General features: G+C 71.2%; 13 protein-coding genes. 3 read left to right on the top strand and 10 right to left on the bottom strand.

The window, feature by feature from the left end; all coding sequences use genetic code 11:
* Positions 1-12 precede the first annotated feature (12 nt).
* The gene (locus tag WG922_RS20830; RefSeq protein WP_340284944.1) at positions 13-3,159 is read right to left on the bottom strand and encodes an AAA family ATPase; all 3,147 of its coding nucleotides are present in this window, start codon (positions 3,157-3,159) and stop codon (positions 13-15) included.
* Positions 3,160-3,277: 118 nt separating this feature from the next.
* Between WG922_RS20830 and WG922_RS20825 the strand changes: the two genes are divergently transcribed.
* Positions 3,278-3,655 carry a group I truncated hemoglobin gene (locus WG922_RS20825; protein WP_340284942.1) on the top strand — a complete coding sequence of 126 codons (378 nt, stop codon included), beginning with the start codon at positions 3,278-3,280 and terminating at the stop codon, positions 3,653-3,655.
* 552 nt (positions 3,656-4,207) lie between these two features.
* On the opposite strand, the gene WG922_RS20820 is transcribed toward WG922_RS20825, so the two are convergent.
* Genes WG922_RS20820 through WG922_RS20800 form a run of 5 tightly spaced genes read right to left on the bottom strand, consistent with a single transcriptional unit; the run spans position 4,208 to position 7,966 of the window.
* Positions 4,208-5,023: a fumarylacetoacetate hydrolase family protein gene (locus tag WG922_RS20820; RefSeq protein ID WP_445322866.1), complete on the bottom strand. Its 816-nt coding sequence runs from the start codon at positions 5,021-5,023 to the stop codon at positions 4,208-4,210.
* Positions 5,020-5,661 carry a fumarylacetoacetate hydrolase family protein gene (locus tag WG922_RS20815; protein WP_340284940.1) on the bottom strand — a complete coding sequence of 214 codons (642 nt, stop codon included), beginning with the start codon at positions 5,659-5,661 and terminating at the stop codon, positions 5,020-5,022. Before WG922_RS20815 ends, WG922_RS20820 begins: the two co-directional genes overlap by 4 nt.
* The gene (locus tag WG922_RS20810; RefSeq protein WP_340284939.1) at positions 5,658-6,545 is read right to left on the bottom strand and encodes an amidohydrolase family protein; all 888 of its coding nucleotides are present in this window, start codon (positions 6,543-6,545) and stop codon (positions 5,658-5,660) included. The genes WG922_RS20815 and WG922_RS20810 overlap by 4 nt, the downstream gene beginning before the upstream one ends.
* Before the next feature lie 54 nt (positions 6,546-6,599).
* The gene (locus tag WG922_RS20805; protein ID WP_340284938.1) at positions 6,600-6,986 is read right to left on the bottom strand and encodes a RidA family protein; all 387 of its coding nucleotides are present in this window, start codon (positions 6,984-6,986) and stop codon (positions 6,600-6,602) included.
* A gap of 2 nt (positions 6,987-6,988) precedes the next feature.
* Entirely contained in the window at positions 6,989-7,966 is a 978-nt protein-coding gene (locus WG922_RS20800; RefSeq protein ID WP_340284937.1) for a Bug family tripartite tricarboxylate transporter substrate binding protein, read from the bottom strand.
* A gap of 186 nt (positions 7,967-8,152) precedes the next feature.
* On the opposite strand from WG922_RS20800, the gene WG922_RS20795 reads away from it, so the two are divergent.
* Positions 8,153-8,776 (top strand): flavin reductase family protein, encoded by a 624-nt coding sequence (locus tag WG922_RS20795; RefSeq protein WP_340284936.1) that lies wholly within the window; start codon positions 8,153-8,155, stop codon positions 8,774-8,776.
* Positions 8,777-8,786: 10 nt separating this feature from the next.
* Positions 8,787-9,608, top strand: a complete 822-nt coding sequence (locus WG922_RS20790) for an IclR family transcriptional regulator (RefSeq protein ID WP_340284935.1) — start codon at positions 8,787-8,789, stop codon at positions 9,606-9,608.
* Between the two features lie 129 nt (positions 9,609-9,737).
* On the opposite strand, the gene WG922_RS20785 is transcribed toward WG922_RS20790, so the two are convergent.
* From WG922_RS20785 to WG922_RS20770, 4 genes are all read right to left on the bottom strand, one after another.
* On the bottom strand, positions 9,738-10,115 hold the full coding sequence (locus WG922_RS20785) for a PH domain-containing protein (protein WP_340284934.1): 378 nt from the start codon (positions 10,113-10,115) through the stop codon (positions 9,738-9,740).
* A gap of 22 nt (positions 10,116-10,137) precedes the next feature.
* A complete protein-coding gene (locus tag WG922_RS20780; protein WP_340284933.1) occupies positions 10,138-11,109 on the bottom strand; it encodes a Bug family tripartite tricarboxylate transporter substrate binding protein in 972 nt (323 codons plus the stop codon).
* Positions 11,110-11,152: 43 nt separating this feature from the next.
* Positions 11,153-12,892, bottom strand: coding sequence for a thiamine pyrophosphate-requiring protein (locus WG922_RS20775; RefSeq protein ID WP_340284932.1), 1,740 nt, complete (start codon positions 12,890-12,892; stop codon positions 11,153-11,155).
* Between the two features lie 208 nt (positions 12,893-13,100).
* Complete coding sequence (locus tag WG922_RS20770) at positions 13,101-13,835, bottom strand: transporter substrate-binding domain-containing protein (RefSeq protein WP_340284931.1); 735 nt, start codon at positions 13,833-13,835, stop codon at positions 13,101-13,103.
* Positions 13,836-13,999: the final 164 nt, after the last annotated feature.

Genomic DNA, 13,999 nt, shown 5'->3' with positions numbered 1-13,999 from the left:
AACGTTCCCGCTTCAGCCACCGCCCGCGCCGCCCCGCCTGGCCGACGCGCGGCAGCGCTGCGCATCCAGCGGCTGCCCCGCCGCATGGAACCCCTGCGCCGCGGCGCTGAACGCCTGCTGCGCTGCCGCGGGTTCGGCCGATGCGAGCGCCACGTGCGCGCGCGCCTCGTGCAACGCCGCGTGCCAGGCGGGCAGCCGCATCACCACCTTGGCGAGGTACTCGGAAGCGCGCAGGTGGGTGGCCGCGAGCTCGCTCTGGTGTGCGCGGGCCGAGGCGATCGTCGCAGGAACTGCAAAGGTGATGCGGCAGCCGGGGCAGGTCTCGAGGGGGCCGCGCACGGCGCTGTCCGCCTCTTCGAGCGCGCCCAGCGCAGCATCCGCGTCATGCGATGCCAGTGCGATGCGCGTGCCGTAGATGCGGTCGAGCAGGTGGAAGCCGACATCGGACTGGCGGGCCACGTCGAGGGCGTCGTCCAGCAGTGCACGGGCCTGCGCGCGCTGCCCGCGGTACAGGGCGAGCTCGGCGCGCCGCTGCAGCGACAAGGCCTCGCCGGTGGCGCCACCGATGGCACGGTGCAGGCGCCCTCCGGCCACCAGGTCGATCTCCGCGGCGTCGAGCTGGCCGTTCAGCAGCCGTGCCTCGCCGCGCAGGGTGACGGCGAAGGCGTGGCCGCGGTCGGCGCCGATGCGCCGTGCCTCGGCATCCAGCGCGTCGGCGAAGGCGATCACCTCGGCGTAGGGCCGCGAGCCATAGAGGAAGCGCTGCGTGATGCACAGGTGCCCGTCGAACACGCGCACCGCGAGCTGCGGCAGCTGGCTGGTGTCGTGCAGGTCGGCCCACACGCTCGCATGAAGCTCGCCGCGCGCATGCGCAGCCGCAGCCTGCGACCACGAGGCGATCACCAGCGTGCCCTGGTCCCCCGTCTCCAGCGCGATGCGCCGCACCTCGGCCGAGCGGCGCGTGCCTTCCTCGGGACTGCCGAAGCCCAGCGCCGCCGCGCCGCTGTACGCCAGCGCCTGGGCCAGGCGCCCGGCCACGGTGGTGGCGTCCACGGTCTTGAGGTACTCCAGTGCACCGGCCGGATCGCTCAGCTTCACTTGGGCCAGCGCGCGCTTGGCGCGCAGCTCCTGCGCCAGCGCATGCGGCGAGACCTGCGCCGCTGCGTCGTAGGCGGCGAGCGTCCCGGGCCGCCCCAGCGCATCGAGGGACTCGGCCCGCAGCGCCAGCGCCGGCTGCAGCTGCGGGCGCGGCCCGAGCAGCGGCTCGACGTGGCGCAGCACATCGGCGTAGGCCCCGAGGCGGAATGCGTCCTGTGCGGCGGCCAGGGAACACGGAACGGCACGGTCGATCTCACCGGCCGCCAGCCAGTGCTGGCCCACCAGCCCCGGTGCGGCGCCGGCGTGCTCCAGCCGCTCGGCGACCTCCTGGTGCAGCTGGCGCCGCCGGTGGGGCGCGACGCCGTCGACCAATGCTTGCCGCACCAGCGCATGGCCGAAGCGATAGCGGCCGTCCCAGTGCACCAGCACCCCCCGGGCCAGCGCGCGGTCGAGCAGGGCGGCGGCGTCCTGCCCGGGCTCATCGGCCAGGGCCAGTGCGGCAGCGGGCTCCAGCACATCGGCCGCGAACGCGAGTCGCCGCAGCGCCGGCATGGCGCCCTCCTCCACGTCGCACAGCCGCGCGGCGATCACGGCGGCGACGTCGCGCGGCACCTGAGCCGCGTCGGCGCCCGCCGCGCGTGCAAGCTCGACCACCGCAAAGGGAAGGCCCTGCGCCACGTCGGCCACCGAGGCGGCGGCATCGGGTCCGAGCGATCCCGCGCGCGTCGCGAGCATCTGCGATTCGTCGTGCGTCAGCGGCGGCAGCTCGAGTGCCTCCAGCGTGCCCGCCCGCAACAGGCGCGCCGCCTCGCCCTCGAGCAGCGCGGGCAGCTGCGGCCGGCAGGCGAGCAGCACGAACAGCGGCGCGCCACTGCCGGCGAGCTGCGCGAGCAGTTCGGCGCTGGCGTCGTCGGCAGCGTGGGCGTCGTCGGCCACCAGCAGCACCGGCTTGCCCGGTGCCGAGGCCAGCAGGAGGCGGCGCACCGCACCGACCACCTGATGCCTGCCGATCGGCAGCGCAAGCGGCTGTGGCGGCGCTTCAGCGAGCGGCGTCAGCGCGGCGAGCACCGCATGCGCATGGCTGCCGATGGCGGCGCGCACGCTCGGGCCGCCCGCTTGCAGCAGCGGCTCGACCAGGTCGGCGGCGAGCCCATAGGGCCGGGTCCAGTCGCTGGCCTGCACCATGTGCACCTGCCAGCCGAGGCCCCGCGCCTCCTGCACGAGCCGCCGGCAGAAGGTGGTCTTGCCCATGCCGGGCGCCGCGCGCAACACGACGCCCGACGGCTTGCCCTGTGCGGCCCGGTTCATCAGGGCCAGCACCCGCACCAGCTCGCGTGAGCGCCCCACGAAGGTGACGGCATCGCGCTGCAGACCTGCCAGGCACTCGCGATGCAGCGCCTCGACCGCCTCCCCGGGCCGGACGCCCAGCGCGTGCTGGAGGTGCTCGCGCAGATGTTCGTACCAGACCAGCGCGGCGGACGGCCGGCCCGCGGCCATGTCGGCGCGCATCAGCGCCAGGTGGGCCGCTTCGTCACCCGGTTCGTGGCGCACCAGCCGCTCGAAGTCGCCCGCCTGGCGCAGCAGGCACAGGTATTTGCCCCGCAGCCGCTGGCGCGCCGCCTCGGCCCAGGGCTCGTAGCGCGCGAGCGGCAGCAGGTCGCCGCCGTAGAGCTCGGCGGCAGCGCGGCAGCCGGCCGCGTCACCGGCGGCCAGCGCCCCGTCGGCCGCACGCTCGAACTCCAGGGCATCACACGCCACATCGCACTGCGGCAGCAGGCACACCCGCCCGCCGCGCAGCACCAGCGCGTCGGGCAAGCCCAGGTACTGGCGGGCGTGATAGGCCGCCTTGCGCAAATTTGCGCTGCCCGCCTCGGGACCGAGATGCGGCCACAGCGCCTCGACCACCTGCTCGTGCAGCAGGCTGCGTTCGGGCTGCACGCTGAGCAGTTGCAGCAGCTCGCGGGCCCTGCGCGTGAGCGCACCGCGGTCGTCGGGATTGCGCCCGTCGATGCACAGGCCGAACTGCCCCAGCAGTCGGATCGACACCGCATGTCCTGCCATGGCCCTGCCCTCCTTGCCGGCGTGCCGGGAACGTTCGGGGAACGCGCTCCACGCAGCATGCCCCAAGGCACCCCGGGTGCCTAGCCGTCCGGCACAACCGCAACCCAGGAGATATCCCATGACAAGCACGTCAACCCCCGCCTCCCTGTACGAACGCCTCGGCCGCAACGCCGGCATCACGCGCATCGTGACCGACGTGGTCGAGGCCCACCTGGCCAACCCGCTGGTCGCCGCCCGCTACCGCGCCGTCAAGGACATCGACCGCGTGCGCAACATGGCCATCGAGTTCTTCTGCGCCGGCACCGGCGGCCCCGAGCCCTACACCGGGCGGGACATGCTGAGCACGCACAAGGGCATGAACATCAGCGAACAGGAGTACATGGCGGTGATGGACGACATCCTCGGCGCACTCGAAAAGCACCAGGTCGATGCCGCCACCCGTGGGGAGGTGGCCGGAATCCTGTACTCGCTCAAGGGAGACATCCTGCGGGTGTGAGCACGGCGCAGATGAAGCCACTCGGCTTGACCAGCTTCACACGCTCGGCTCCGAATCGTGCAGCGTGACCACTACCGCTCGCGGCGCCGATGACCGTCCGCCAGCGCCGCGGCCGAGCGCAGCGATGGCCCGTCGGGACCCACCCCCCTGTGTGTGCGCCTGCGGCGCGCAGGGCGGCGGGGAAAAAGAAGCGCGCATGTCTGAGCCCGCAGGGCGAGTTCGCGCGCTTCCCCCGCCGTCCGAGCACCGCAGGTCGCCCCTGTGGCCCGTCAGGGCCACAGGGGTCGCAGACACCGGGGTCGCCTTTCTTTGCCTACTTTCTTTGGCGAAGCAAAGAAAGTAGGTCGCCCGCCGGGGCGAACTCCCGGCATGCCCCGGCTGCAATGGCTTGGCGACGCAGAAGCAGCCCCCCCGCGCCACGTACGCCAACCCCACGGACCCCGGCCGAAGCCGTTCGGCGCAGGTTGCCCCGCAGCGCAGCGTCGCGAACGCAGCTACGTCAAACCCGCTCGACGTAGCAACCCGCCGCTCACCGCAGCTGCACCGACGCCATCACTCCAGCCCCACCGGCTCCCAATCCTCCACCAGCGTATTCACCAGCCTCCCCACCCCCTCGACCTCGCACACCACCTCCTGCCCCGGCCGCACATCGACCGAGCCCTTGGGCGTGCCGGTGAGGATCACGTCGCCCGGACTGATCGTCATGATGTCGCTGAGGTAGGCGATCAGCGAGGCGATGTCGTGGATCATGTCCGCCGTCGTTCCCTCCTGCACCAGTTGCCCATCGACGTGCGTGCTCAGGCGCAGCTGCATCGGGTCGGCCACCTCGTCGCGAGGCACCAGCCACGGACCGAGCGCGGTGGCAGCGTCGCGGTTCTTCACCCGCAGGTTCGGCCGGTAGTACGGCTCCAGGAAGTTGCGGATCGCGTAGTCGTTCGCAACGGTGTAGCCCAGCACGTAGTCCATCGCGTCCGCCCGGCTCACGCCGCGTCCTTCGCGGCCGATCACCACCGCGAGCTCGCACTCGTAGTGCATGAACTCGGCATCCCGCGGGCGGCGCGTGAGGCCACGATGCCCGACCACGGCATTGGCGGACTTCAGGAAGATGATCGGCTCGGCCTTCTGCGCGGTCAGAAAGGTCGCCTGGTCTGCCGACGACTTGGCCGCCAGCTCGGTCGCGTGGTCGGCGTAGTTCAGTGCGAGCGTGAAGATGGTGCGCGGCTCGAAGGGTGCGAGCCACTGCACCTCGCCCGCGTCCACCACCCGCCCGTCCGCCAGCCGCACCCGTTCGCCGGCGCCGCCGGCCTCGTTCGGCCAGGGTGTGCAGCCCTGCACGCGGCCTCCATGGACGACACGCCCCCGCTTCACAGCACCGCTCCCTGCGCGCGCAGCGTGTTCTCCACGCGTCCGACGCCTTCGATTTCCACCGCGACGCGATCGCCCGCGCGGGCGCGCGGCGCATTCTCCGGCACGCCCATCAGCAGCACGTCGCCCGCCTCCAGGGTCATGAACTCCGTCACCTCGGCGAGCAGCCGCGCCACGGGGCGCAGGAGGTGGGCCGTGTTGTGGGTCATCTTGCGTTCTCCATTGACGAACGCGCGCAACTCCAGCGCGTCCGGGTTGGCCAGCCGGCCGGCCGGCGCCATCGGGCCCATCGGGCAGAAACCGTCGCGGCATTTCTGCTTGATGGGAGGCCGCAGGACGGCCGTGTGCGGCACGGTGAGATCGTTGACGGCCACGTAGCCGGCCACGAAGCGCAGTGCATCCTGCTCGCGCACGCGCGATGCGGGAGCGCCGATGACCACGCCCAGCGTCGCGCCGACCTCCACCTCGTCCACGCCGGTCGGCAGCACGATCGTGTCGCCGCTTGCGCGCCAGGTGTTGGCTGGCTTGAGGTACAGCACGGGGTGCACCGGCGGGCGGAAGTGCGGCTCGCGGTGCATGGCGGGCTCCATCGCCTCCCAGGCACCGCGGAAATTGAGCAGGCAGCCGACGACGGTTTTCATGCTTCGTCTCCGTAGCCGAACAAGGCACTCGGGTTGTCCACCAGGATGCGCTGCAGCTCGGCGTCGCTGCGCACGTAGCGATACAGCAGCTCCAGCAGGTCGGCGTCGTTCGGGGGCGCCTTCTTCGAAACGGGATGCGGCCAGTCGGAGCCCCAGACGCAGCGCTGCGGCGCAGCGTCGATGAGCGCGCGCGCCAGCGGAACCACGTCGTCGTAGGGCGCGCCGGCCTGGCTGATCTTCTCGCCCAGCGAGAGCATCACCCAGAAGTTGCCGCGCTCGAGCAGCGAGCGCAGCTTGCGGATGTTCGGATCGCGGTCGGGCCCGAGCGCCGCATCGGGTCGCCCCATGTGGTCGATCAGGATCGGGATGTCCAGGTGCTCGAACCACGAGGCGCTGTCCACGATGCCGGTCTGCTCGGGCTGCACCTTCATGTACCAGCCCAGCTCGCGGATCTTGCCGACCGCGCGGTCGAAGGCCGGCTTGCTGAGGACCGCCCCGAGCGCCTGGCGGAAAGAGAAGCGCGCGCCGCGCACGCCGGCCGCGTGCAGCCGCTCCAGCTCGGCGTCGTCGGCCGCCTCGAACAGCAACGCGTTGGCACAGGCCTTGTAGCCGGGGCCGAGTGCGGCCAGCGCATCGACCACCACGCGGTGGTCCTCGCCGTAGGTGGTGGTCTGCACGATGATGCCGCGCCGGATGCCCAGGGCTTCGTGCATGCGCTTGAGCGCATCGGGCGTGGCCGTGGGCATCTCGTAGGCGGCGCCGGGGCGCACCGGGTACTTGTCGCGCGGGCCGAGGATGTGGAACTGGCTGTCGATGGTGCCGGCCGGCGGCATCCGCGCCGGGCGGCGCGGCTCGGGGTGGAAGGGGAAGTAGTCGCTGCTCATGGAGTGGGTCCGGGGTGTTCGTTCAGGCACGCGTGTCGATCGATGCGAGGCAGCTCATTCGATCCAGGCCGTGATCTCGCACTGCACCAGGATGCCTGCGCTCAGCTCGCCCGCCTGCAGCGACAGCCGCGCGGGGCGGTCGTCGGCATCGGGGAACATGGCGAGCCATTGCGCGTTGAGCGGCCCGCGCTGCGCACGGTCCTTGAGCCACACGGTCATGCGCACCAGCTGGTGCGGGCCGCCGCCGCCTGCGGCCAGCACGTTGCGCACCTGCTGGAACATGCAGGCGCACTGGGCCTCCAGGCCCTCGGCGAGCGAGCCGGTGGCGGGGTCGGTGCCGTTGATGAGACCGCTCATGAGCAGCGGCCCCACCCGCGCAGCGGCCGGGATCGGGTTGGCGTGGCTGAATCCCGCGACCTGGATCGTCTGGCGTCGCGGCATCGTCAGTTGGCCGTGATGTTGGCCGAGCGGATGATCGGCATCCAGGTCGATTCTTCCTTGGCCAGGTAGTTGCTGAACTCCTGCGGCGCCATCCATCTCGCCTCGGCGCCCGCCTGGTAGAAGCGGTCCTTGACCGACTGGCTCGCCAGTGCGGTGCGCAGCGCGGCGCTGAGCTTGTCGATCACCGGCTGCGGCGTGCCGGCGGGTGCCAGCAGGCCGGTGAAGGTCTGGCCCTCGACGCCGGTGATGCCCTGCTCTTCGAGCGTGGGTACGTCCGGCAGCCACGGCACGCGCTTCGGTGCGACCACGGCCAGCGCGCGGGTGCGCCCGTCCTTGATGAACGGCTGCGCCACCGAGACCTGGTCGATGTTGAACTGCACCTGTCCGCCCAGCAGGTCGTTGGTGGCCGGCGCATTGCCTTTGTAGTGGGCCGTGATCCACTTCGCACCCGTCACCTTCTGGAGCATCTCGCTCATGAGGTGGTTGGTGGTCCCCGCGCCGGGCGAGGCCATGGTGACGGTGTTGGGCTTGGCCTTGGCGAGCGCCACCAGGTCCGGCACCGTCTTGGCAGGAACCGATGGGTGTACCTGCACCAGCAGCGGCGTGAGCGAGACCATGGAGATCGGCACGAAGTCCTTCTTCCAGTGGTAGAGCGGCCGGTTGTAGATGGTGGGCGAGTACAGCAGCGGACCGTTGGCCGCCATGAACAGCGTATAGCCGTCCGGATCGGCCTTGGCGACGAGCTCGGCCGCGAGCATGCCGCCTGCGCCTGCCTTGTTCTCCACCACGATCGGCTGCGGCAGAGTCTTCTGCAGCTCCGCCGCCACGATGCGGGCCGCGCCATCGACGTTGCCGCCGGGCGGATACGGCACCACGATGCGGATGGGTTTGCTCGGATACTCCTGCGCGAAGGCAGGCGCGGCCGCGATGGCGGCGAGGGCCGCCACGCCGGTCACGAGAGGGGCGATCAGCTTGCGCATGGTGTGTCTCCTTGTTTGCGGTCGCTCGACTCTAGGCACACGGCTGCACGGCGGCAACGCAAATAGCGCGCAAACTTCCACCATGTGAACATTGCCGCGATTCGCGCGGCGACGCCAGCGCAGCCGCCGATTACGATTTCCGTCTGGCGAGCCCGCCAGGGAAATTCCACCTTCTGGACAGCCGCCATGCGCATCCTCGCTTCCGACCTGGACCCGCAGCAGACCTACAAGCTGCTCACCGGCATCATCGTTCCGCGCCCCATCGCCTGGGTCGCCACGCAGTCGCCGGAGGGCGTGCTCAACGTGGCGCCCTTCAGCGCCTTCACCTTCGTGTCGAACAAGCCGCCGATGATCGGCGTGAACGTGGGCCGCAAGGCCGGGGTCATGAAGGACACGGCCAACAACATACACGCACGCGGCGAGTACGTCGTGCACATCGCAGACGAGCAACTGCTGCAGGCGGTGCACGACAGCGCCGAGGAGCACCCGCCCGAGGTCAGCGAAGTGGAGGTGCTCGGGCTCGACTGCATCCCGAGCGACTGCATCGGCGTGCCGCGGCTGGCAGCGCCGCCGGTGGCCATGGAGTGCCGGCTGCACCGGGTGATCGAGTTCGGCGTCACCGGCTCCGAGTTCATCGTCGGTGAAGTGCTCGCCTTCCATATCCGCGAAGGCCTGGCCAGGGACGGCAAGATCGACACCCTGGCGCTCAACCCCATCTGCCGCCTGGGCGGCCCCAACTACGCGACGCTCGGCACCATCGTCACCCTGCGCGCGGTGGCCCAGACCGACAAGACGGTGATGCCGGGTTGAGCACGCAGCCATGCGCGCGGTGACGCCCCCGGCCTCCGAGCCCGTCGATGGCGCGCAGAGCGTGCGCCGCGCCCTCGCCGTGCTGCGCTTGGTCGCCACCGGCCAGGACCGCGGCGTGCGCCTGACCGATGTGGCGTCCATGTCGGGCCTGCCGCTGCCCACGGTGCACCGCCTGCTCAAGGTGCTGATGGAAGAAACCGCCGTCGAGCAGGACCCCGCCACCCGCCGCTACCGCATCGGCTCCGAGATCAGCCTGCTCGGCCTGGCCCGGCCGGCCGGCCTATCCTTGCGCGCCGTGGCGGAGCCTTTCCTCGCGTCGCTGGCCGCGGAAGTGGGCGACACCGTGTTCCTGAGCGTCAAGCACGGCTCGGACTCGGTGTGCATCGCACGCTATCTCGGCTCGCACACCATCCAGGTGCTGTCCATCGACGTCGGCGCGCGCCGGCCGCTGGGCGCGAGCGTCTCGGGCGTCGCCCTGCTCTCGGGCCTGGCGCCGCAGGAAGCGGCCGAGCTCGGGCGCGCGAACGCCGTGCGCCTGGAGGCCCTCGGGCGCAGCGTGCGGCAGGTGCTCGCGTCCGCAGAATCGGCGCGCCGCCAGGGCTATGTGTATGCGCCCGCCGGCGTGATGCCGGGCACCAGCGCGGTGGCCGTGCCGGTGCGCGACGGCGGCGGCGTTGTGGTGGGCGCGATCAGCATTGCCACGCTCGCGGAGCGGCTGCGCCGCGAGCGCCTGAAGCCGGTGCTGGCGGCCATGCAGTCGCAGGTGGCCCGCATCGGCCTGCGGCTCGGCGAGATCGAGCGCGCCCGGCAGGCCGTGGGGCGCCAGGGCTGACGGCCGGCGCCTGCCGACCCGGGCACGGCACGAGCCCCGCTCGCATCCAGCGGCTCGCGCTCCCCGCGTGCGCCGGCCGGATAGGCTGGCAGCGGCAGCCGCGGCCGCCGCAACCGCACAGGCGCGCATCTACCGCAGCACGTAGCTCGCGAGCACCGCCTGCACCTCGTAGACGCTCAGGCGCTTGTTGAACGTCTTCTGCACCGGCACCGGCATGCCGGAGATCCAGATCTTGAGCTCGGCGTCGAGATCGAAGGTGCCGGCCGTCTCGATGCTGAAGTGGGTGATGCTCTTGTACGGAATGGAGTGGTACTCGACCTTGCTTCCGGTGAGCCCCTGCTTGTCCACCAGCACGAGTCGCTTGTCGGTGAACACGAAGTAGTCGCGCAGCAGCTGGTAGGCGTGCTGCACCGACTCGCCCGGCGCGAGCACCTGGGCGAATTCCTGCTGGATCGTGGACGCATCGATCTTCGATGCGTTGCCCATCATGGCGTCGAAGAGGCCCATTGCCGTCTGCTTGCGTGCGGACTCAGTCCAGCTTCACGTTGGCAGCGTCGATGACCTTCTTCCACCGGTTGCGCTCGGCTTCGAGGAACTTGTTCATCTCGGCCGGCGATCCGCCGATGGGCTCGGCCCCGGTGGCGGCAAGGCGCTCGCGCACGTCGGGCATCTTCAGGATGTCGCCGATCGCGGCATTCAGCTTGTCCACGATGGGCTGCGGCGTTCCGGGCGGCGCCACCAGGCCGAACCAGGCCGATGCGATGAAATCGGGCAGGCCGAACTCGGGCCCCGCCGGCACGTCGGGCACCATCGAACTGCGCTTGGGCGCGGCGACGCCCAGCAGCTTGACCTGCTTGGTTTCGAGGTACTTCAGGACCGAGGCGGTGTTGCCGAAGAACAGGTCGATGCGCCCACCCATCAGCTCCGTGAGGGCGGGGCCTTCGCCGCGGAACGGCACGTGGACCATCTGCGTGCCGGTCATGGTGGCGAACATCTGCGCCGTGAGGTGCGAGGTGGAGCCGTTGCCCTGCGACCCGTAGGTGATCTTGCCCGGGTTCGCGCGTGCGTACTCGATCAGCTCGCGCGCGGAGTTTGCGGCCAGTCCCGGACGCGCCGTGATCACGTTGGGCATGCCCGACAGCATGATCACCGGCACCAGCTTCATCGGATCGAAGGGCATCTCCCGGTAGAGGAACTGGTTGATCGTGAGCGGCCCCGGGGGCGAGGACAGCAGGGTGTAGCCATCGGGCGCGGCAGAGGCGACCGCCTGCGCGCCGATGTTTCCGCCGGCGCCGGTGCGGTTCTCGATGACCACGCTCTGGCCGAATTTTTCCGAGAGCTTCTGGCCGACCGTGCGCGTGACCACGTCGAGCGAACCGCCGGCGGGAAAGTTCACGACCAGGCGGATCGGCTTGTTCGGATAGGAGGCGGCGTCCTGCGCGGTGGCGGGAAGGCCGACGCTCGCGAGCAGTGCGGCGGTGAGAAGGGTTCTGCGGTCCATGGCGTGTGTCTCCTGTTGTGTGATGGTGGAAATGGAAATCGGGTCAATCGCTGTCGGGCCCGAGCACCTGCTGCGAGATCGGCGGCAGCAGGACCTCGACGACGGCGCTGCGGCCGCCGCGCACGATCTCGAGCGCCTGGCCGAGCACGCCGTCCAGCTCGTCCGCGCGCTGCACGCGGAACGCCGCGGCGCCCGCCGCGGCGGCGGCGATGTCGGCAAGCCGCGCGCCCGCCGTGCTGGTGATCCAGTAGCGGTCGCGCTGGTGCGCCGTGCCCTTGGGGTGCACCAGCAGCGACGACACCTTCGGCGCATTCCAGCCGCCGTTGTTCAGGACGATGGTGAGCTGCGGCGCGCGGTAGGTCTCGCCCACCCAGTAGGCGCTGCTGGGCACGCCGAAGACGTAGCTGCCGTCGCCCACCAGCGTGATCACTTCGGCCTGCGGATCGGCGAGCTTCAGGCCGAGCGCGGCGTTGATGCTCCAGCCCAGGCCGCTACCGCCGTTGGCGTAGTAGCTGCCCGGATTGCGCATGCGCAGCGTGTGCAGGATGCGTTCGGTGGCGGTGGGCGCTTCGTACAGCACCACGGTGCGCTCGTGGACCAGCCTTGCGACGGCTTCGGCCAGCTGCTGCAGACCGACGCTGCCGTCCTGCGCGGGGGCGAGCGCCGGCAGTGCGAGCCGGGCCTGGGCCTGCGTGATCCACTGCACGCGCTCGTCGCGCCGCGCCGTGCCCTCGCCCGCCGCCGCGCCGTCCGCAGCGGCGAGCAGCTGTCGCAGCGCCAGCAGGCTGTCGGCCTGCCAGCTCGCCTCGGAGGGGAAGTGCCAGAAGCCCATGCCGGCCTTGAGCACGTCGCAGTCGATGTGGAAGATGCGCGCGCCGGGCGCCGGCGCCCCCTTCGCGACGATCCAGGGCACATCGACGTCCAGCAGCACGATCACGTCGGCCTCATCGACCAGGGCGTTGCGCCGGTAGCCGACGTGGTGCGGGTGGTCGCCGGGAAAGTTCATGTACTGCGGGTTCACCTCGCTGACCGCGACGCCGATGCGCTGCGACAGCTGCGCGAGCAGCGTCGCCGCCTCGGGCTGGCGCCCGAGATAGCTGGTGATCACCAGCGGCCGCCGGGCCTGTTGCAGGGCCTGCACGATGGTGGCGGCCGCGTCCTGCGGCAGCCCGGTCGGTGCCGGCGGCTGCCAGTGCGCCAGGGCCTGCTGCGGCGCCCCTGCGGGCTCTTCCCAGACCTCGCGTCCCCCGGTGAGATAGACCGGCCCCTGCGGCGCGCCGTGGGCGATCTGCGCGCCACGCAGCAGCACCTGATCGACCATCTCGGGGGCGCGCACCTCGTAGAACCACTTCATGTACTGCGCCACGATCTCGTGCTGGCGCGTGGAGTCCTGGGTGTAGTGGATGAACTCGGTGCGCGCGCCGGCGCGCTCCCCACTCACGCTGACGGGCGAAAGGCCGGCCACGATGATCGCAGGCACCCGCCCCCGCGCGGCGTTGTGGATGCTGCTGCCCAGGTTCTGCGTGCCGACGTCCACGTGCACCAGCACCATCTGCGCGCGCCGGGTGCGCATCGCGTAACCATGGGCCGCGCTGAGGGCGGTCATCTCGTGCGGGCAGATGACGATGTCCGGCATCGCGGCGCCGTCCGCGTCGAGTTCGGCGAAGGCCTCGATGAACGCCGGATGATCGCTGCCGAGGTTGGTGAAGATGGTGTCGATGCCGAGGCGGGCCGCCTCCTCGAGGAGCCGGCGTGCGGCGGTGGGGGTGCGGGTGGCTGTCATCGAGTTCCGGCTGGCGGGCGCCGGTCCTTTCGGCGCCGGCTCGGCTGCGCGCAGGGATGGCGCGGCGCGGCCCGTGGTCTGTGTGTCTCCGTGGCCGGGCTCGCAGCCCGCACCGTTGTGTCCTCAGTCTAGGACCGCGTGTTGATCCAGGTCAATGAATCGAAGCGTTTGTGCGGTAAGCGAACGAGCGACTCAGCTTGCTTGCGCGTCAGGCCTTGGAAGCAGGCGCGACCTCCGCGCCCTCTATGCCGTGGCGCGCCAGCGCATCGGCCACGAACCCGCTGACGATCATCGCGTCCACGAAGCCGGACAGGAAGGCGAGCGCCTCGGCGCCGCGCGCGGACCCCGCGCCCATGGCCTGGCGAATGGTCATGAAGGCCGGCTCGAGCAGGCGCAGCCCGCCCTGCCGCGCGGCGTCGGCCTCGAGCTGCTGCCGCACGCCGGCGGCCACCTCGGCGCCCTCCTCCAGGAACAGGGCGACTACTGCGGACGAGCTGGCCGCGCGCAGGATGCGCGCGTGCCGCAAGGCACGGCTGAGGTGCAGGTCGTAGGCACTGCCGGCACCGACCACCACGCGCATGCCCTCGCGGTCCACCTCGTCGGCACTGCCGAGGGGGGACTCCTCGCGCACCAGGTACGCGCCTTCGATGAGCACATAGGGCTGCGTGAAGCCGATGCCTTCGCCGCGCATCGGATCGACCGCGAAAAAGCCGATGTCGGCCCGCTCCTCGCGCACGGCCTGCACCGCGTCGCGCGCCGTGTCGAAGGGCACGCACGCCAGCGGCACGCCCAGCCGCTGCGCGAGCTCCCGTGCCAGATCGACCGAGACGCCCTCGGGCTGGCCCGCGGCGTCCCGTTGGGCGAGGATGCGATTGCCGTAGTTGATGGCCGCGCGCAGGCTGCCGGTCGGCGCGAAGGTGGCGGTGAGCGGGTGCGGATGCATACGGCGAGCTTGCCACGAAGGGGCGGCGGGTGGTGCGTTCGCCGGGGAGGCGTGGTTCTGAGCCAGTGCAGAGGTCATTTCGCGCGTTGCGTTTCGCCTTGCGCTTCGCGATGGATGTTCTGTAGTTGACGTGGCGAGCCGGGATTTCGCCCCGGCGGGCGAGT

The organism is Ramlibacter sp. AN1015 (assembly GCF_037726105.1).
Taxonomy (GTDB): Bacteria; Pseudomonadota; Gammaproteobacteria; order Burkholderiales; family Burkholderiaceae_C; genus Ramlibacter.
Note: the sequence above shows the minus strand (reverse complement) of the source record. Positions and strands in the feature narration are given on the sequence as shown.